Source organism: Streptomyces sp. CY-1, from assembly GCF_047218265.1.
Classification (GTDB): Bacteria; Actinomycetota; Actinomycetes; order Streptomycetales; family Streptomycetaceae; genus Streptomyces; species Streptomyces niphimycinicus.
Map to the genome: position 1 here is coordinate 202667 of NZ_CP178393.1, position 17303 is coordinate 219969.

17 protein-coding genes are annotated in these 17303 nt (G+C 69.6%); 3 read left to right on the forward strand and 14 right to left on the reverse strand.

From position 1 onward, the window contains the following. Positions 1-15 precede the first annotated feature (15 nt). Positions 16-606, forward strand: a complete 591-nt coding sequence (locus ACK1X7_RS01060; RefSeq protein ID WP_385153936.1) for a GDSL-type esterase/lipase family protein — start codon at positions 16-18, stop codon at positions 604-606. A 232-nt stretch (positions 607-838) separates the two neighbouring features. Here the strand turns inward: ACK1X7_RS01060 and ACK1X7_RS01065 are convergent, their stop codons facing one another. Next, positions 839-2644, reverse strand: a complete 1806-nt coding sequence (locus ACK1X7_RS01065) for a BTAD domain-containing putative transcriptional regulator (RefSeq protein ID WP_398159166.1) — start codon at positions 2642-2644, stop codon at positions 839-841. A gap of 218 nt (positions 2645-2862) precedes the next feature. On the opposite strand from ACK1X7_RS01065, the gene ACK1X7_RS01070 reads away from it, so the two are divergent. Further along, complete coding sequence (locus ACK1X7_RS01070; protein ID WP_385153942.1) at positions 2863-4122, forward strand: MFS transporter; 1260 nt, start codon at positions 2863-2865, stop codon at positions 4120-4122. Positions 4123-4269: 147 nt separating this feature from the next. Here ACK1X7_RS01070 and ACK1X7_RS01075 read toward each other — a convergent pair whose 3' ends face one another. From ACK1X7_RS01075 to ACK1X7_RS01115, 9 genes are all read right to left on the reverse strand, one after another. After that, a complete protein-coding gene (locus ACK1X7_RS01075) occupies positions 4270-5652 on the reverse strand; it encodes a class I adenylate-forming enzyme family protein (protein WP_385145416.1) in 1383 nt (460 codons plus the stop codon). 5 nt (positions 5653-5657) lie between these two features. Beyond that, complete coding sequence (locus tag ACK1X7_RS01080; protein ID WP_385145414.1) at positions 5658-6251, reverse strand: coronafacic acid synthetase; 594 nt, start codon at positions 6249-6251, stop codon at positions 5658-5660. After that, positions 6248-7354: a beta-ketoacyl synthase N-terminal-like domain-containing protein gene (locus ACK1X7_RS01085; RefSeq protein WP_385145412.1), complete on the reverse strand. Its 1107-nt coding sequence runs from the start codon at positions 7352-7354 to the stop codon at positions 6248-6250. The genes ACK1X7_RS01080 and ACK1X7_RS01085 overlap by 4 nt, the downstream gene beginning before the upstream one ends. Before the next feature lie 74 nt (positions 7355-7428). Next, positions 7429-7932 carry a 3-hydroxyacyl-ACP dehydratase FabZ family protein gene (locus tag ACK1X7_RS01090; RefSeq protein ID WP_385145410.1) on the reverse strand — a complete coding sequence of 168 codons (504 nt, stop codon included), beginning with the start codon at positions 7930-7932 and terminating at the stop codon, positions 7429-7431. Then, positions 7919-8371 carry an acyl-CoA thioesterase gene (locus ACK1X7_RS01095; RefSeq protein ID WP_385145408.1) on the reverse strand — a complete coding sequence of 151 codons (453 nt, stop codon included), beginning with the start codon at positions 8369-8371 and terminating at the stop codon, positions 7919-7921. Before ACK1X7_RS01095 ends, ACK1X7_RS01090 begins: the two co-directional genes overlap by 14 nt. Then, positions 8368-9741: an aminotransferase class III-fold pyridoxal phosphate-dependent enzyme gene (locus ACK1X7_RS01100; RefSeq protein ID WP_385145406.1), complete on the reverse strand. Its 1374-nt coding sequence runs from the start codon at positions 9739-9741 to the stop codon at positions 8368-8370. Before ACK1X7_RS01100 ends, ACK1X7_RS01095 begins: the two co-directional genes overlap by 4 nt. Positions 9742-9787: 46 nt before the next feature. Beyond that, positions 9788-10054: an acyl carrier protein gene (locus ACK1X7_RS01105; protein WP_059143064.1), complete on the reverse strand. Its 267-nt coding sequence runs from the start codon at positions 10052-10054 to the stop codon at positions 9788-9790. Between the two features lie 19 nt (positions 10055-10073). Next, a complete protein-coding gene (locus ACK1X7_RS01110) occupies positions 10074-11324 on the reverse strand; it encodes an ATP-grasp domain-containing protein (protein ID WP_385145404.1) in 1251 nt (416 codons plus the stop codon). 422 nt (positions 11325-11746) lie between these two features. Further along, on the reverse strand, positions 11747-12085 hold the full coding sequence (locus tag ACK1X7_RS01115) for a hypothetical protein (protein WP_413114514.1): 339 nt from the start codon (positions 12083-12085) through the stop codon (positions 11747-11749). A gap of 143 nt (positions 12086-12228) precedes the next feature. Between ACK1X7_RS01115 and ACK1X7_RS01120 the strand changes: the two genes are divergently transcribed. Beyond that, on the forward strand, positions 12229-13041 hold the full coding sequence (locus ACK1X7_RS01120) for an AfsR/SARP family transcriptional regulator (RefSeq protein ID WP_390794248.1): 813 nt from the start codon (positions 12229-12231) through the stop codon (positions 13039-13041). A 34-nt stretch (positions 13042-13075) separates the two neighbouring features. Here ACK1X7_RS01120 and ACK1X7_RS01125 read toward each other — a convergent pair whose 3' ends face one another. From ACK1X7_RS01125 to ACK1X7_RS01140, 4 genes are all read right to left on the reverse strand, one after another. Continuing rightward, a complete protein-coding gene (locus tag ACK1X7_RS01125; protein WP_413114515.1) occupies positions 13076-13858 on the reverse strand; it encodes an SDR family oxidoreductase in 783 nt (260 codons plus the stop codon). A gap of 19 nt (positions 13859-13877) precedes the next feature. Then, on the reverse strand, positions 13878-14840 hold the full coding sequence (locus ACK1X7_RS01130; RefSeq protein WP_385145396.1) for a DUF3500 domain-containing protein: 963 nt from the start codon (positions 14838-14840) through the stop codon (positions 13878-13880). Between the two features lie 116 nt (positions 14841-14956). Further along, positions 14957-16018, reverse strand: a complete 1062-nt coding sequence (locus ACK1X7_RS01135) for a Gfo/Idh/MocA family protein (protein WP_385145394.1) — start codon at positions 16016-16018, stop codon at positions 14957-14959. Then, positions 16015-17019 carry an aminotransferase class IV gene (locus ACK1X7_RS01140; protein WP_385145392.1) on the reverse strand — a complete coding sequence of 335 codons (1005 nt, stop codon included), beginning with the start codon at positions 17017-17019 and terminating at the stop codon, positions 16015-16017. The genes ACK1X7_RS01135 and ACK1X7_RS01140 overlap by 4 nt, the downstream gene beginning before the upstream one ends. Positions 17020-17303 lie beyond the last annotated feature (284 nt).

The window sequence follows — 17303 nt, forward strand, 5'->3', positions numbered from 1 at the left end:
AGCAGGGATCTACGCATGTGCTTCATCGGCGACTCCTTTGTCCAGGGCATCGGTGATCCGGAGCACCGGGGTTGGGTTGGCCGGGTACTCCAGGCCACCCGCGGTGATGTCACGGCTTTCAATCTCGGGATCCGGCGCGACACCTCCGAGGATGTCCTGCGCCGCTGTTGGCAGGAGGTCGCACCGCGCACACTGCCCGATGCCGACAATCGGCTGGTCGTCTCCTTCGGCAGCAACGACATGGTTGAGGAGGAAGGCAAGGTCCGCGTTGCTCACTCCCGGTGTGTGGACAACCTGGCCTCGCTCCTCGACGGGTGCGGGCAGCGGGCGATCGGTGCGCTGGTCGTAGGTCCCCCGCCCGTCGTCGACGCAGGTGAAGGCCATCTGCGACGGACCTCGCGACTGGCCGAGGAGATGGCCGCTCTCTGCCGTTCGCGGCACGTCCCGTTCATCGCCACGACCCAGGCCCTTGCCAGTGACCCTGCCTGGACGAGGGAAGCGCTGGCCGGCGACGGTGCCCACCCGGGCAGCGCGGGCTACCACAGGCTCACTGAGATCGTCCTCGCCGGCAGGTGGCACGAATGGATCGCTCACCCAGGCCAATAGCCGACTTCCGCCACCCACCGGGACGAGGTCGTCACCTCGCTCGGCCTGGAGCATCTGCGCCGCCACGATCTGCGGCATACGGGGCTGACCTGGATGGCCGACGCGGGAATCCCCTTGTATGTGCTACGCGTCCCCGCCGGACATGGCTCGCTGATGACCAGTCAGCGGTATCTCCACCTCGATCTGCGGGCGATCGTGCAGACGGCCCTCAGCGCCCTGGGCGCGGGCATCCTCATGCCAGCGACAACAGCCGACGCAGCGCGTACGGGCTGCCCCCGCTGCGCTTGTGCAGCTCCAGCGTCGCCTCGGCGTCGACGTCGGCGTCGACGTGAGTGGCCACCAGGGTGGCGACCGCCTGCTCGGAGAGGCCGCCCAACCGCAGAGTCAACGTCCGGGCGCTGCCGAGCAGATGGTCCAGCGCCGTCTGCGGTGTGCTCTCGGACGCCGGGCGCGGGTCGGCGCTGGCCACCAGGACGCCCAGCGGCACCTCGGGCAACCGGCACGTGAGCAGGTGCAGCAGGTTCAGGGAGGAGTAGTCGGCCGACTGCAGATCGTCCAGCACCAGCAGGAACGGCTTCTGCCGGGCCAGCGGTACGAGGATGGCGCACACGGCGTCCTCGACGAGAAAGGGCGCCTGGAGCGGCGGTTGCACGTCCTCCGCCGCGTCTGACGGCACGTCGGACAGGAGGCCGCCGAGCAGACGGCTGTACCGTGCGCTGACCGTACGGAAGGCATCGGGGCGTGTGTGGGAGAGCTGTCGCAGTATCCGGGCCCACACCCCGTACGCCGGACCGTCCTTCCCGCGGCAGGAGACGCCGATCACTTCGTGCCCGGCCTCCTGCGCCCCACGCGTGACTTCCATCGTCAACTCGGTCTTGCCGATCCCGGATTGACCCGTCACCGCGGCCAGACCGCCCTCGCCGGAGAGGGCCGCGTCCGCCCAGGCGCCGAGCACGGCCAGCTCATAGGTGCGGCCGACAAATGGCAACGATGTCAGGGGATGGGGAACCCCGGCACTGTGCGGGACGCCGGCACTGTGCGGGACGCCGGCAGTGTGCGGAACCGCGGCCCCGGCGCCCGGCTCCGCCCGCTCATGGGAGAGGGGCGACCGGGCCTTCCGCGCGCCGCACGTCACCACGTCCTCGTGGCCGCCACCCGTGGGGTGTTCGGCCTGCGGTGGGGCCGGCGCGTCAGCCCGGTCCTCGCCCGCGGTCACCTCCACACGCGTGGCGGCACGGTCGCCGAACGGCAGCTCATGCCGGAGTATGGCGGCGTGGATCCGCTGGAGTTCGACGCCGGCGTCCACCCCCAGCTCCTCCGCCAGGTGCGCACGCGTCCGCTCGAACAGCCGCAGCGCGTCGGCCTGCCGGCCCAGCCGGTACAGACCGGTCATCAGATACGCGATCAGGCATTCGCGCGTCGGGTGCCGCTGGGCCTCCGGATGGAGCCGCGCCACGACGGCGTCGTTCTCCCCGAGCTCGAGGGACGCCTCGGCGTGCAACTCCACGGCGGTCAACCGCGCCTGCTCCAGCCGGGCGCTCTCCTCGGCCATCGGCTCGTAGTCGACGAGCTCCAGGTAGGGGGTGCCCCGCCACAACGCCAGTGCGGCGCTGAGCCGGTCCTGCGCCACCCGGTGGTCCTGGGCCGCCATGTCGCGCCGTGCCTGGATCACCAACCGCTCGAACCGGTGGGCGTCGACCTGGTCCGGATCGAGGGCGAGGACGTAGCCGGGCGCCTGGTGGCGCACCAGCATCGACGGGCCTCCCGGCCTCGCGCCGAAGCTGAGCGCACGACGCAGATGGCAGATGTACGTGTGCAGGGCGGCCGTTGGGCGCCGGGGCGGACGGTCACCCCACAACTCCTCGATGAGCTGGGGGACGGGGACGACCTGGTTCAGCCGCACCATCAGGAGTCCCAGCAGCGCCCGATGGCGCGGAGCGCCTAACGACAGTTCCCGCGTCCCGTGTAAGGCGGCCATCGTCCCGAAGACCCGCATCCTCAAGCCCTGGGCGGAACGCGCACGTCGCAGCTCACTCATAACTCTCCCGCCGTGCTTCGTCGTTACCGTGGTTTGTTACCCTTCCCGCCAGGTCCGTATCCGCTTGCCCCACGTCCTTGGCCGCCTTTTGGCGATCAGCGTCAGGGGCCCGACGGACCGTCAGACCGGCAGGATATGGTCCCACTTGTCTTGTTCTGCCTCGGTTTGGATATCTCCGTATGCCCCCTGCCCATGGGCCCACATCCACACGCGCGTCATTGCCCGGCTACGGGGGGTTCCTGACCGGCTGGAGCGCCACCGCGTTCGGCAGCGGTCTGATGCTGCCCCTCATCGTGGCCTACCTGCGGGAGACGCTCGGCGTGTCCACCTCGGGCGTCTCCCTCTACTTCGCGCTGTTCGCGCTCTCCGGGCTCGTGGTCAATCCGTTCGCCGCCTGGATCGGCCGCCTCCGGGGACCCGGCCCGACCGCGGTCGCCGCCACCGTCCTCCAGGCCGCGGGCGCGACCTGGCTCACGGCGGCGGACTCGATGGCGGCCACGGTGCCCGCCGCCTGCCTGTCCGGTGCGGGCACGGGCATCTACTACGCGGTCCAGACCCCATTACTGACCAGGGCGTTCGGCGACTCGGCGTTCAGCCGTGTGCTGTCCGGCCAACACCGCGCGTCCGCGCTGATGATGACGGCCGGTTCGCTGCTGGGCGGCCAGGCCGTCCAGCGGCTCGGTGACGACGGCTACACCGTGTGCCTGGCGGCCAACGCCGTCAGCTACCTGGTGTACGGGGTGATGCTGGTCCGCCTCGGGCGGACACACGTGGAGCCACGGGGCACGGTGTCCAGCGCCACCGACACCGACACCGAGGCCGCCGCCACGCCGGGCAGGCGCTCCGCCGCCCTGCGCGATCCCGTGTTCCTGCGTCTGCTGGTGCTCCAGTCGGCCCTCGTGATCTTCGGACTCGGCCAGTTCGAGTCCGTGGTGCCCGCCGTACTGCGCGACGCGCACCTCTCGGTGGTGGCGATCAGCGTCGTCATCGCGTGCAACACCGCCGGAATCATCGTCTTTCAGGGGCTCGCCCTGCGCGTCGTCGAACGCGTCGGCTACACGAGTGCCCTGTCGGTGGCGATCGTGGCCTGGATGGCGGCGCTGGCCTTCCTGGCGGGCGCCCTGCTGGTCCCCGCGCCGCGTGGCCGACTGCTGCTGGGAGTCCTGTTCGGCCTCGTGTTCTCCATCGGGCAGTGCCTCATCGCCCCCAGCGTCCAACCGCTCGTCACCCGGACCGCTCCGCCGGGCGCGGTGGAGGGCTATGCCGCCGCCACGTCGCTCGCGCACGGCCTCGGCATGTTCGTCGCGCCCCTGGTGCTGCTTCCCGTCGTGGAGAGCGGCGGGAGGGGGAGCTATCTCTCCGTCCAACTCCTCGGCTACTGCCTGGCCCTGTACGTCCTGTGGTCCTTCCGCACCCGGAGGACCACCCCGCGCGAGGACACCGTCCAGCCCGCCGAAAAGGCGTGGGCGTCGCGGTGACCCAAGGCCCGTCGTGTGCGCCGAAGCGGGCGTTCAGCGGGACGTGGTCCGCAGAGGTCCCCGTGGAGCGGAGACGCCGTCGCCGGCTGCCGCACCACGATCCCGTACGGGCCCATGACCCGGCCCCGAACCGGCGCATGGACGCTGTCACTTGTGCCAGTCGGTGGTCCGCGCCCGCCGTACGGTGATGCGGTGCGGTCGCTCGTTGCGGAGCAGAAGGCGGTAGAGGGTCCGCTTGATGTCCGCCGCCAGCGCCGGACTCGGTTGGTCCACGTACACGTCGAGCTCGTAGCGGTGCTCGCCGTTCTCCGCGTGCACCCGGCTCGTGGACCGGCGCACGCCCGGGATGGCCTCGGCGGCGGCGCGGACCGAAGGGAGCCAGACCTTCTCGCCGTTGACGATGACGGAGTCGGAGAGCCTGCCCTGGATGTAGTGGTATCCGTCCTCGTCGATGGTGAACAGGTCGCCGGTGGCGATGGTCCCCGGTGCGACCAGCGGACTGCTCTGGTCGTCCGGCACCCTGCGGCGGAGCACCGTGCTGGATTCCACCAGGAGTTCCTGGGAGCCGTCGGCGAGACCGGACGGCCGCAGCCGCGTACGGACTCCGTGCAGCGGAAGGCCGCTGGACGCGTACCGGTGGGGCGGCTCGCGGTGCGCCGCCAGAGTGGTGACCCGCGGGCCGGCCTCGGTGAGGCCGTACGTGAGGTAGAGCTCGAGTCCAGGCCCGGACGCCAGCAGCCGCTGCACGTGGGCCGGTGGCAGCCGGTCTCCGCCCACGGTCAGGGTGCGCAGTGTGCCCGGCAGGGCGAAGTCCTGCTCGATGAACCGTGCGACCGCGGCCGGGGTCAGGGACGAGAGGGCGACCTGGTGGGTCCGCAGCGCCTCGACGTAGGTCCGCGGAGTGAACGGCGGACCCGTGATGACGAGGCGTGAGCCGCGGACCAGCGCGGCGAGGGCCTGCGCCACGAGAGCGTACGAGTAGTGCAGCGGAAGGTTGAGCAGCACCGTGTCGCCCTCCCGCTGGCCGACGGCGTTCGCGTGCCGTGCCGCGTTCTCCAGCAGCGAGTCGAAGGCGTGCAGGCACCCACTGGCGATACCGGAGGTGCCCGAGGTCATCAGGATGACCTCACCACGGGAGTGGTGCCGCCGTTCGCTCCACGGCAGGAGCAGCAGATCGGCGTCCCCGAACGGGCGCGGGGGCGCCGCACCGTAGCGCCGTGCGTCAACTCTCGGCGCGATGAGGGCACGTGCGCCGAGCCGGCGGGCCACTTCGGTGATACGGGCGGAACTCGACGCCGGTGCCAGGGGAACGGGCACGCCACCGTGGAGGAGCACCGCGAAGAAGGCCGTCAGGAGGGACGTACCGTTGGGCATGGCGATCAGGACGGGGTCCCCCGCGCCCACGACCGTCCCGGCGAGGTCGTCGAGCGCGGCCGCCAGAGGTCGGGGCGGGCCGTGCCCGTGCACGTCCACCGTGCTGCCGAGGAACGTCTCGATCACGTCCGCGTCCGGAAGGGAGTCCGTCGGCATGGCGCTCACTCCCGGCCCGCCGTGACACGGCCCACATCCCCGGCGTGTGCGACGCCGACCGCGGGGGCCAGCACGGCACAGCGCACCGAGTGCCCCTGTCCCTCGTGCACCTGGTGGGCGCAGAGCACCACGTAGGGGGCGGCACCGGAGCGCAGCCATGAACGGGCGACCGTACGCGCGGCGGGCAGACCGTCCTCGGGTGTCATCGAGAACGTCAGGGACGATCCCTTGAAGCCGTGCAGCAGGCAGAGCAGACTTCCCGCGCTGCCCGGGCTCGCGCCCGCGAAGCGCAGCGGGGACACGCGTGGGGCGGGAAGCGAACGCGCCACCGCGTCCATGGTGTGCAGCGTGCAGTGCGCGCTCACCAGGATCACGGCGACGTCTTCGCGGCAGGCCAGGACATCGGCGGCGCACTCCGACAGCGCGTTCTCGACCGCGTCCGCGACCAGCCAGGCCAGCGGGTCGGCGTACAGGGACGGGATACGGCTGCGGACAGCCGTCAACTGCTCCCGCCAGGCGTCCCCGTGGCCCACGACGGCGACGTCCGCCGTGTCCGGCGGGCAGATGGTGTACGGCCCGAAGGCCGGGAAGGCGTTCATGGTGTCCCCTCAAAGGCCAGGCAGGTGTTGAAGCCGCCGAATCCGAGGGTCACGCTCAGCCCGAGTCGGCCGGTGAACGCGGCGGGCCGGCTTTTCGGCACCGGCAGCGGAAAGTCCGGACGGAGCGTGGTGAGGCCGTGGACCGGTGGCACCGTGCGGTCACGGAGAGCCAGCAGTACGGTGATGGCCTCGATCGCACCGGTCGCCCCGAGGGTGTGGCCGAACGCCCCCTTGGTGGCGAACACCGTAGGGGCGCCTGGCGCCTGGCCGCCGGTGCCGAACAGTCTTGTGTAACTGACGGATTCGACCGCGTCGTTGGCGGGAGTGCCGGAGCCGTGGGCGTTGACCACGTTCACCTCCGCCGCACCACGGGCCGCGCCGCGCAGCGCCTTGCCGACAGCCCGTACGACGCTGTCACCGGTCGCGTCGGGGGCCGCGGGGCTCACCGCGTCATTGGCCGAGCCGGTGCCGACGAGGAAACCGTGCGCCCGAGCCCCGCGCGCACGGGCCGACCGGCCGGATTCCAGGACGAGGAACGCCGCGCCCTCCCCCAGGATCGTGCCGTCGTTGTCGGCGTCGAAGGCGCGGAGCGCGGTGGGCGACATGGTGCCGAGCGCCGAGTGCCCGAGTCTCTTGGCCGGGGTGAGGACGTCCGCTCCTCCGCAGACGCAGAGGTCCTCCGCACCGCTGCGGATGAGTTCCGCGCCGACCAGGAGGCTGTCGGAGCCGGAGGAGCAGGCGGTCGTCACCGAGAGCGGGGCCTTCGCGATGCCCAGTGCCCGTACGGCATCGGCGGCCCAGCGGTCGAGGGCCGGTACGCCGACCGTGTCCAGGTGTGGTCCGTAGCTGGTGCCCAGCACGGGCCGCAGGCGCGCGTCGGTGAGTTCGAGTCCGGCGTCGCGCACCGCGGCGGCCAGGGTGTCCCGGGTGAGGAGGTGCTGGCGTTCGACCGGGGTCATGGACAGCGGAAGGTCGCGGACGACCGCGGCGTCGCCGTTGCGCAAGCGGTGCTCGGAGGGGACCGCGTCGACACCGGTACGGCCGTGCAGCAGAGCGCTCCAGACCTCCTCCAGCCCGCATCCGAGCGCGGTCGCCCACCCCATGCCCGTGACCCACACGTCCGCGTTCTCCCGCGCCGACGCGGGAGTTGACGTCGGTGCCGGACGTGAACTGGACGTCACCACAACTGCTCGCCCAAGTCCGCGATCCTGGACCGCACCAGCGTGCCCTTGAACGCCGCGACGAGGTGGTCGTCCACGGTCGCCCGACAGGAGAAGCTGAAGGTGTTGCCCCTGAGGCGGTCACTCCGCACATCGAAGATCACGCGGTCGCCCGGGACCACGACGCGGGTGAAGCGCGCCTTCACCGAGCCGATGAGGGTGATCTCGTCGTCGGTGAGGCGGGAGGTGCTGAGCTGGTAGAGGATGATGCCCGACTGGGCGAACGCCTGGGTCAGATGGCTGGCGGGGAAGACGGCCCGGTCCGGGAAGTGTCCCGCGATCACGTCCATGGTCCCGGAGACCGACAGGCTGCTCCGGAGCCGGACCCCGGGCTCGTAGTCGAGGATCCGGTCCAGATACACCATCGGGTGGCGGTGGCGAAGCCAGCTCTTGAGCTCCGTGAAGCCCATGGCCCGCTTCGCCGTCGGCTCTGTCGTCTGGGCGGAATCAACCCTCTGCACGGACAGTGCACTCCTTCAGTGTGGTCCTGACATTTTCGGGGAGCAGGGAGGGTGCTCCGGTCGACCGGTCCACCGCGCCGAGCAGCAGGCTCCCGGACGCGCACCGCGGCACGTCGCCGGGGTTCTCCCGCGAGATCTCCCCGGAGACCTGGACGCGCGCGGGCCCGACTCGTTCGACACGGGCTCTGACGCGGACGTGGTCCAGGAAGCGGGCCGGCGCGTGGTAGAGCATGCGCAGTTCCACGACGGCCAGTTCCAGGTTCGCGCGAGCCAGGGCGTCGAGCCCGGCGCCGAGGCGATCCAGATTCTCCAGCACCGCGGTTTCGAGCCAGGAGGAGTATCGGGAGAAGTGCACGACACCGGACGCGTCGGTGTCGACGTGCTCCACGCGTCGACGGACCTCCGCCCATTCCCGCGGTACGGGTTCCACGGCGGTCACGCGGATACCTCGAGAAAGGAGCGGGAACCGGCCGCCAGACGCTCCACGATCGCGTCCGCGTCCGCGAGGGTGGAGATGATGGGAGGGGCGACCCGCATGGTCGGGAAGATGTAGCGCAGGCCGCCCGAACGCCGACCCGCGCCGCCCATGAATTCGACGAACACACCGCTGCGGATCATCGTCTCGCGGAATTCGCCCAATCGGTCGGCCACGCGTTGCGTCAGCTCGACGCCGTGCATGACGCCGGATCCTCGGCTCTCGGTGTAGAGCTCCGGGAAGACGGTGACGAGTTCCTCGTCCAGCCGCTTGGCCACGTGCTCACCCAGGCCCCGTGACTTCTCCACCATTCCCTCGGCCTGGATGTGTTCGAGGCCCGCTCGGATCACCGCGCAGGTGAGGGGGCGAAGGTCCGAGGTGGAAATGGCGCCGGTGGCCCGTACGGTCAGGTTTCGGCGGGCGATGACCATGGACGTGGACAGCACGCCCATGCCGAGGCTCTTGCCCACCACGGAGACATCGGTCGGAATCGGCCCGTTCTCGTCGGCCATGCCGAAGTACTGGCCCGTCTTGGCGAAGGTGAGCACCTCGTCCGCCACGAGGAGGGCCCCGCTGTCCGTGCACAACCGGGCGACTTCGCGCAGATAGCCGGCGGGCGGCACGATGATTCCGGCGTCGCCCTGAACGGGTTCGATCACCACCGCGAGTACGCGGTCACCGTGGTGTGCGAAGAATTCGCGGGCCGCGTCGAACTGCCCGAACGGGATGTGCCGGACGGTGAAGCCGTACGGTTCCGGTGCCACGGAGGGCAGTCCGATCCGGTAGTGCCTCTTGTTCAGCAGCGGGAGCAACCCACCGGTCCAGCCGTGCCACGCCCCCTCGAAGGCGAGAACGATGTCCCGATGTCCCCGCCCTTCCGCGGGCCGTAGGCGACGGTGGTCGAAGCGGGATTCCAGCGCCAGCCGCAGCGCCATCTCCATTCCCTCCGACCCGGAATTGCGACCGGCGACGTGGTACTCGTCGGCCGGAAACTGCTCGGCCCACAACCCGTCCCCGCGGAAGAGGAGTTCGAGCAGTTTCGAGCGTTCCCACGAGTGGATCTCGTCGGTGACATAGCCCGCCTCCTCCACGGCGCGGGAGAGAGCCGCGCCGACCACCGGTGAGCCGGCCCCCAGACACGCGCTGGCATAACCACCGCTCGCGTCGAGGACGTTCAGCTCCCGCCCCCGGTCGGCACCGCTCAGCTCCACGAAGCGGTGAGTCAGCCCCTTGGCGCCGAGGCTGCCGAACGGAAGCCGCGTTCCGTACTGGTCCATGTGCATCGTGCGGTCGAACCAGGACTCGATCGTTTCGCTGTCATGTCCGTGAGTCATATCAGGCAGCTCGCTTCGCGGGAGGTCCTGTGCGGACGCCATAGGCTCAGGTCGTTTCGAGCTGGGTCTCACGCAGGCGGAGAACCAGGTCGGAGATGGATCGGATGCTGGTGAAGTTCTCGGGAGTGAAGTCGTCCTCGGAGATCTCGATGTCGAACTGCTGCTCGCAGATGACACGCAACTCGAGGAAGCCGAGTGAGTCGAGTGCCAGTACGTTCCGCAGGCCGTCGTCGACTCCTATCTCGGATTCGGGGATCTCGCAGAACAAGTCGTTCACGATGATCGACCTGATGGCAGCCTGAATTTCCTTCATCGCGCACTCCCTTCGTAGGTCACACATAGGGCCCCTGGACGGTCAGGGCGCGTTCGGCCTCGGTGAGGCGTTCGTGGACCTGATCGGCGTGGGTGCCCTCCGCGATCACCCACCCGGCCCGGCCGAAAAAGTCCTCGGGCGGAGGCTCCACCACGGCGCCGCGTTCGGGCAGTTCACCGACCTCGTGGAGCCACGGCTGTGCCCTCAGCTCCGGTGCCTCGGCCAGCCCTTCGAAGCGCTGCCGGCGGGCGGGGTAGAGGAACTTGATGCCGGCGGCGCGGCCCGGAGCGGGCTCGGCGCGCAGCGGGCGCCCGAGAGCCGCGTCCGCCAGCAGGCCGCCGACGCTCAGACCGGTGCCGAGGTGGGCGATCACAGAGGCCAGGTCCCCGGCGGGGCGCCCGTTGATCTCCATGACGCGGGGGCCGCGGGGCGTCAGCACGACGTCCAGGTTGGCGATCGTGCGGTCGATGCCGGCGGCCAGGACGGCCTCCCGGGCCAGGGCGAGGCCGGCGGCGTACTCCGCTGCGGGAAGCGCGCCCTCGCCCATGATGTGCCCGGTGTCGATCGGGTACGGGTCGTGCGCCATGTACTTCCGACCGCAGTAGACGACCTCGGCCGTTCCCCCGCTGCTCCAGACGTCGACCAGGAACTCGGTCCCCGTCACGCACTCCTCGACGAGGACACCATCGCTGGCCAGGTCCATCTTGTCGACTCCCGCGGCCAGTTCGAAGAACCGGGTGAAGTCCGCCGGGTCGGCGACGCGGCCGACACCGAGGCTTCCGGACAGGCCGCGCGGCTTGACCACGACGGGGTAGCCGATGTCGGCGGCGGCCCGCAGCCCCTCGTGGACGTCGTGTACGAGGACGGACGCGGTGGGCGACAGACCCGTGCGGTTGAGCAGCTCGCGCTGCCGGTGCTTGTCCCTGCTGATCCGCGCCGCCTCGACGGGCAGGCCGGGCAGCCCGAGCGTCGCGGCGAGTTCGGCCGCCAGGAGGATTTCCGACTCGTTGTAGGCGACGACGGCCCGCACGTGGTGGTCCCGGCACAGCCGGCGGGCCTGCTCCACGGGGAACGGCGTGTCCCGGGGGTCGTACGCCTCCGCGCCCTTGAGCCAGGGCTTCTGCCAGGTCGGAGCCACGGTGTCGAGGAGGACCACGTCAGCGGCGGCGGCCAGATGGGACAGCAGGTGTCCTTGACGGAGGCGGGACCCGGATCCGACCAGAAGGAGGGTGGACGAGGTCGCGGGTGGTTCGGACGGAGGCAGCTTCAAGGCGCGAACTCCTTGCCGAGGGCGGGACGGTATCCGGGCGTTTCCACGGTGAAATGTGTCTCGATGACGTCGCGTACGGCCGAGGATCCCCCACATCTCAAAGGAATAAGCGGCGATGGGATTCAGGGCCAGGGAAACAGATTCCGTCGCCATGGTCGATACGGCGTGGTCGATCCGTGCGTGGTGCCAGTCCCGGAAGTCTCCCCCACGCTCCTTGCGGTTGTCTTGTCCGCGGGCTTGTCCAACTCCTTACGGGGCTCTTGCGGCCGGCTTGATTCCCGCGGCGGCTACTGTTCAACCGGCCGATCACGTAAACGCCTGGAAGCTGACTGCGTGATCCCTACAAGGAGTTGGACAAGGCGGTGAACAAGGCGTTGGACAAGCCGACGGACAAGACGGCCGTAAGACGCGTCGTGGAGACTTCAGGAATTCAGCGCGACGCTGTGTGCCGCGGAAGTGATGGCGTGAGGGGAATGGCGAATGAGGGCGTTCACCGACCGTTGGGTCGACAAGTTCTCCACCACCTGCTCGGACGAACCGTGGCGCGGCTGTCCTGGTTCACCGCCTCGCCGGGGATCGAGTTGATCAAGCTGGTCGTCGACGGGGGGGATCAAGCGCGGTGACCGCGTCAAGGAGTACGGCCGGGCCGGCACGAACTGATCCGTCCCGCGGTCACCGCGCCCATAGACGTGGCGGAACAACCGGTCCTCGCTGGTCGGCGCATCAGGGCGGAGCCAATTGCCCACGTCCGCGGCCAGCATGATCCGTCCGTCGGCCACCCGGTATCGCGTTGCGGGGAGTCGACGGGATCCTGCGCCACCGCAACGACACCGGCGAGGACCCGAGGAGACTTCATGCCGGAACGCACCCCCGGTCCTGCGTCGATCCCGGAGGAGCGTGAACCATGACCCACGACTTGCGCTTCGAGATCCTCGGCCCACCCCGCCTCGTCGTCGACGGTCGCCCCCACGCGATCCGGTCGCGAAACCTGTCAGTGATCCTGACCACCCTGCTGGTCCGGAGTGGCCGCGTGGTCAGTGTCGAGGAGTTGATCGGCGAGGTGTGGCACCAGCCGCCCCGGCGGGCCCGGGATGCCATCTACGTCTACATCTCCAAGCTGAGGGACCAGATCGGGAATGGGGTCGTCGACAGCCAGTTCCCCGGCTACACCATGCTTGTCCGCGGTCAGCAACTGGACGTGCAGTTGTTCGGCCGGTATCGGGCCGACGGCCATCTCAGCATGGCCAACGGTGATCACGAGGGGGCGGCGCGGGCATGGCGCAACGCGCTCGCCCTGCACCGGGGCAGCCTGGTGGGGGGCGTGTATTCGGGACCGATCCTCAGCTCGTTCGATTCATGGCTGCGGCAGTCGCGCACCGAATGCGTGGAACTCACCGCATGGGCACAGCTCAGCGCCGGCCTCTACCACGAGGCAATCGGCTTCCTCACTCAGCAAGTGCCGCGGAATCCGCTCAACGAGATCCTGCACGAGCAGCTCATGCTGGCGTTTCTCCTGACCCGTCATCGTGCCCAGGCGCTACGGGTGTTCGGCAACGCCCGTCAGACGTTCTCGGACAGGCTCGGTCTGGAGCCCGGCGGCGACCTGGTGAAGGTGCACGACATCGTGCGGTCCGACGACGTCGGGCGGGCCAAGCGGGCCATCTCGAGCGCCGTCGCCTCGCGACTGCGTTCGCACCGGTCGCCGGTGGAGTCCTGACCTCGGAGGCCGTCAGTCATGGCGCGCGGCGGCCTCAAACCACGGGCGAGGCGCCGCCGTCCATATTGATCGCCGTCCCGGCGGTGAAGCCCGCCCGATCCGAGCACAGGAAGCAGGCCATGGCGGCGAACTCCTCGGCCTTGCCCATGCGGCCGACCGGGATAGTGGCGCCGGCCTTGGCAACATAGTCCTCGAATGAAACGTTCGTGCCCTCGGCCTGGTAACGACGCGCGATCTGATCCGACACGATCTGGCCGACAAGCATGGCGTTGACCAGGATGCCATGCGGGGCGCCCTCACCGGCGAGGACCTTCATCAGCGCCATGCCGGCCGCCCGCGACACCACCGTGGGGGCACCATTGGCCTGCGGTGTCTTGGCCCCGGTGTTGAGCACGTTGATGATCCGGCCCCATTTGCGTTGCTTCATGCCCGGCCAGACAAGCCGGGTAAAGCGGATCGCCGCGAAAACCTTCAGATCCAGGTCTTCCTGCCAGATGTCATCGGTAATCTGGTCCGACGGCATGGACCGGGTCTGGCCGGCATTGTTGATCAGGATGTCGACCTGCCCGAACGCGCGGAGGACCGCATCATGGGCATTCTGGATGTCGGCGGCCTTGGAAACGTTGCATCTGAAGATTTCGACCCGTCCCTGAGCACCGGCCGATGCGACAGCCTTGGCTTCGGCCAGCGTATCGGGATTGCGGGCCAGGATCGCCACATTGGCACCGGAGGCGGCGAATTCCTTGGCCATCGCCAGCCCAAGCCCCTTGCTGGCACCTGTGATGATGGCGCTGCGGCCGTCCAGACGGACTTCCATCGGTTTCCTCCCGGGTTCCTCAACCGTTCTGGGCCACTCCAAGGGCGACAGTGTGCCGTGAGGCGTCGCAGTGGGCGGCAAGGAGGTCGTCGCCGAAGTCACCCGAATGGCGACGCCAGACGGTGTGAATATGGTTGGCCTCGTTGAATGTGTTGTCGTACTCGATGAGCAGTTCCGGGCCCTGGACGCGGTAGTAGTGGCCTTCGCCGCGACGCAGCGAGCCCTCCCACGAGAAGTGCAGGCGGTCCCGGTCGATCCGCGCGAACTCCTCGTCGGCGAGTTCGTGCCTGAGCCGGTCGAGGTAGAAGCGGACGATGTCGAACAGCAGCTCGCCGGCGGGCCTGCTGAGTTGCGCCGGTGTCACGCCGACCGGTTCTGATGGGCTGATGCGCGGGGAGTCGCCGCTGCGGATGTCGTGTGGCGTGAGGTCCGACACGACGGCGAGGCGGCGGGCGGTCGGGTCCATGCGGTCGAGGAGTTCGCGGGCGAGTTCTTCTTCGAGCAGCATCGGTTGGCCGACGACGCGGCCGCGGTAGGTGACGCGGGCCGGGTTCGCGCCGAGGAAGATCGGTGTCGCCGAGACGCGGCCGTCGGCGACGAGGACGTTCACCGACAGGTGGTGGCCTTCGATTCGCCATCCCCACGGTTCGTCGCCGTCCGGGGTGCCGAAGAGGATGGTCCAGTAGTCGCCGCTGTGACGGTCGCGGTGCCCGCCCTCTCGGTGGTCGAGGACGTCTTCCAGCGCCATGACCGCCGCGGCCTGCGTGTAGGCGTGAGGACTGAGCACTGTCGTGAGCATGCCGTGCACCGCCTTGCGCTGGTCTCGCCGCAGATCGCCGAGCACCAGGCCAGGTCGTGTGCCGGGGGCGTACCCCCAGCGGTGCCTGAGATCGTCGGTGACCGAGCGCATCGCGTCTTCTCGTTGGCCGGCGTCCAGCAATCCGATAAACCGGCGCGTGGCGTCGGTGACGTCGTGCAGCATGCTTCGGACTCCCATTCACTCGCTTCCAGAAACTGCTTGACGAATTGAATTCCTCCGCCGTCGCCGGTTCAGCACGCTGGACGCGGACCGCGGCCACGATGTCCGCCGCCGGTGACTCAGCTCCCCAGCGCTGACAGGACGGGGGCCGCCACCTCGTGCCGGGCCGCACGATAGATGTCCTGGAGCAGGATCAGGGTGTCCAGCCCGGCCCGGTCGTCGGCGATCATCCTGTGCCCGTCCCGCACGGCCGCCGCGAAATCCGCGATCTGCCGGCGGTGGGAGATGCCGTAGTAGCCGATCCCCGGCGGAGCCTGCTCCACCTCCGCCGAGGCGAGCTCTGCCGCCGCCGCGCGCAGCTCCTCGTTGCCATCCGCCACGTGCAGGGTCCCGGGGTGGTCGAGGTCGAACAGGACCGACCCTCCGGTGCCGATGATCTCGACGCGGGTGCGCCAGGTGATGCTGCTGGCCACGGTGACCTGGTAGGTCACGAGCGCGCCCTGCGGGCCGCGTAGCAGAGCCGCGAGGGTGTCCTCGGTCTCCATGCCGCCCCGCGGCGCGGTGTGCCCGGCGGCCGCGCCGACCACCGCGAGCCCGCCGGTCAGCCAGCGGGTCACGTCGAGCGCGTGGTAGCCCTGGTTGACCAGGGCCGAGCCGCCCTCACCCGCGTAGGTGCCGCGCCAGTCACTGCCCGCGTAGTACGCGTCGTCGCGGCCGCACTGGAGGCTGACCACGCCCGAGACGAGGCTGCCCAGCAGGCCGGCCCCGATCCAGTCCCGGACGGCGGTGACGACACGGTCGTAGCGGTGCTGGGAGACGACCGACAGCACCCGTCCGGCGCGCTCGGCGAGGGACGTCAGGGCCGCGCCGTCCTCGGCGCCGAGGGCGAGCGGCTTCTCCACGAGCACGTGCTTGCCCGCTTCGAGCGCCGCCGCGACCAGCCCGTGGTGCGTGGCGTGCCCGGTCGCGACGGAGACGCTGTCCACCTCCGGGTCGGCCAGCACCTCGTGCACGTCCGTCGTGACGCGCGGCAGGCCGTGCGCACGAGCCAGCGACTCCGCGGTCGTCAGATCGCGGTCGCAGGCCCAGCGCACCTCCACGTCGGGCAGGACGGAGAAGCCGTCGACGTGGTTGGGGGCGACACGGCCGCAGCCCAGGACGGCATGGACGAGACGCTTCACTTCGAACTCCCGGCATCGCTCGAACCAGTGAGGGACAGGACCGACGGCGCACCAGGAGCTCGGTCGAGGTGCACCGGGGTCAGCCATTCGTCGTGCTTGCCGGTCACGGCTCGCACGGTGTCGTGGTAGCGGGCCTCGATCGTCTGCGTGATCTCACCCGCGGTCTTGCCGTCGCCGATCGGGAAGCCGTCCACCTCGACGGCGGGCAGCACCTCGGCCGAGGTGCCCATGAGGAAGATCTCGTCGGCGAGGTACAGCTCGGTGCGCTCCACCGGCCTGGTCTCCACGTCGAGGCCGAGCTCCTCCTGGACGAGCTGGATGAGCGTGCGTCGGGTGATGCTGTCCAGCACACCGTCGGACAGGGTCGGGGTGACCAGCCGGCCGCGTTTGACCAGGGCGATGCACGACCCCGACGACTCGGTGACGTGGCCGTTGGTGTTGAGGAAGACCGGCCAGTCGGCCCCGCGTGCTCTGGCGTCGATGTTGCCCAGTCGGCCGTTGTGGTAGTTGGAGAACACCTTCATCGACGCCGGTGAGGCGCCGTGGTTGAACCGCGGCCACGAGCTGACCGCGAGCGTGCAGGTGTGGCCCTGGCCCAGCTTGCTCTCGAACTCCCAGGTCTCGATGGCGATCTCGGCCGGGGTGCCGCGCGGCACCATCTGCTGGCGATGCGTTCCGGCGGCGAAGCCCCACGGGCGGATGTGCAGGTCCTTGCCCGTGGTCTGCCAGGACGCGAGGAGTTCGACCGTCGCGGTGACGAGCGCGTCCGCGTCGAACTCGGGCTCCATCCAGCTCATTCGCAGCGATTCGAGCAGGCGCTGCATGTGGTCGCGCAACCGGAAGCCGTGGAGCGTCTCCCGCGAGCTGCTCCAGTACGCGTGCACGCCTTCGAACGCGGCCGAGACCGAGGCGTGGCCCACTGAGCTGATGTGGACGGTGGCCTCCTCCCACGGCAAGAGGACGCCGTTGCGCCAGATCAGCCGCCCGTAGCCAGCAGACATGAATGTTCCTTTCCGGAAAAGGATGGGACAGAGAACGGGGATGTCCATGCGCGCAAAGCCGTATTGGCCGGCAGGCTGCTCGGGTCGGTCGGCTTGAGCCGTGCAGTACCGTATGGGACTGGCGTTCCGTCCAGCTCGATTCGCAGCCGACCTGTGGTGATCACGGACGCCGTGGTTCCAATCACAACACGGCAACCCGTAGCTGTCCAAGTTTTCAAGGCGTCGACAATACGTCATTTAGACGAGGTATAGACGGGCGTTTAGGTGGCATTTAGATTACTGGC

Excerpts from the sequence above, each read along its gene's own strand:
- ACK1X7_RS01100 (WP_385145406.1), bottom strand. The coding sequence starts at position 9,741 with ATGACTCACGGACATGACAGCGAAACGATCGAGTCCTGGTTCGACCGC.
- ACK1X7_RS01115 (WP_413114514.1), bottom strand. The coding sequence starts at position 12,085 with ATGCTGGCCGCGGACGTGGGCAATTGGCTCCGCCCTGATGCGCCGACC.
- ACK1X7_RS01065 (WP_398159166.1), bottom strand. The coding sequence starts at position 2,644 with ATGAGTGAGCTGCGACGTGCGCGTTCCGCCCAGGGCTTGAGGATGCGG.
- ACK1X7_RS01060 (WP_385153936.1), top strand. The coding sequence starts at position 16 with ATGTGCTTCATCGGCGACTCCTTTGTCCAGGGCATCGGTGATCCGGAG.
- ACK1X7_RS01105 (WP_059143064.1), bottom strand. The coding sequence starts at position 10,054 with ATGAAGGAAATTCAGGCTGCCATCAGGTCGATCATCGTGAACGACTTG.
- ACK1X7_RS01085 (WP_385145412.1), bottom strand. The coding sequence starts at position 7,354 with ATGGGGTGGGCGACCGCGCTCGGATGCGGGCTGGAGGAGGTCTGGAGC.
- ACK1X7_RS01140 (WP_385145392.1), bottom strand. The coding sequence starts at position 17,019 with ATGTCTGCTGGCTACGGGCGGCTGATCTGGCGCAACGGCGTCCTCTTG.
- ACK1X7_RS01125 (WP_413114515.1), bottom strand. The coding sequence starts at position 13,858 with ATGGAAGTCCGTCTGGACGGCCGCAGCGCCATCATCACAGGTGCCAGC.
- ACK1X7_RS01120 (WP_390794248.1), top strand. The coding sequence starts at position 12,229 with ATGACCCACGACTTGCGCTTCGAGATCCTCGGCCCACCCCGCCTCGTC.
- ACK1X7_RS01130 (WP_385145396.1), bottom strand. The coding sequence starts at position 14,840 with ATGCTGCACGACGTCACCGACGCCACGCGCCGGTTTATCGGATTGCTG.
- ACK1X7_RS01080 (WP_385145414.1), bottom strand. The coding sequence starts at position 6,251 with ATGAACGCCTTCCCGGCCTTCGGGCCGTACACCATCTGCCCGCCGGAC.
- ACK1X7_RS01075 (WP_385145416.1), bottom strand. The coding sequence starts at position 5,652 with ATGCCGACGGACTCCCTTCCGGACGCGGACGTGATCGAGACGTTCCTC.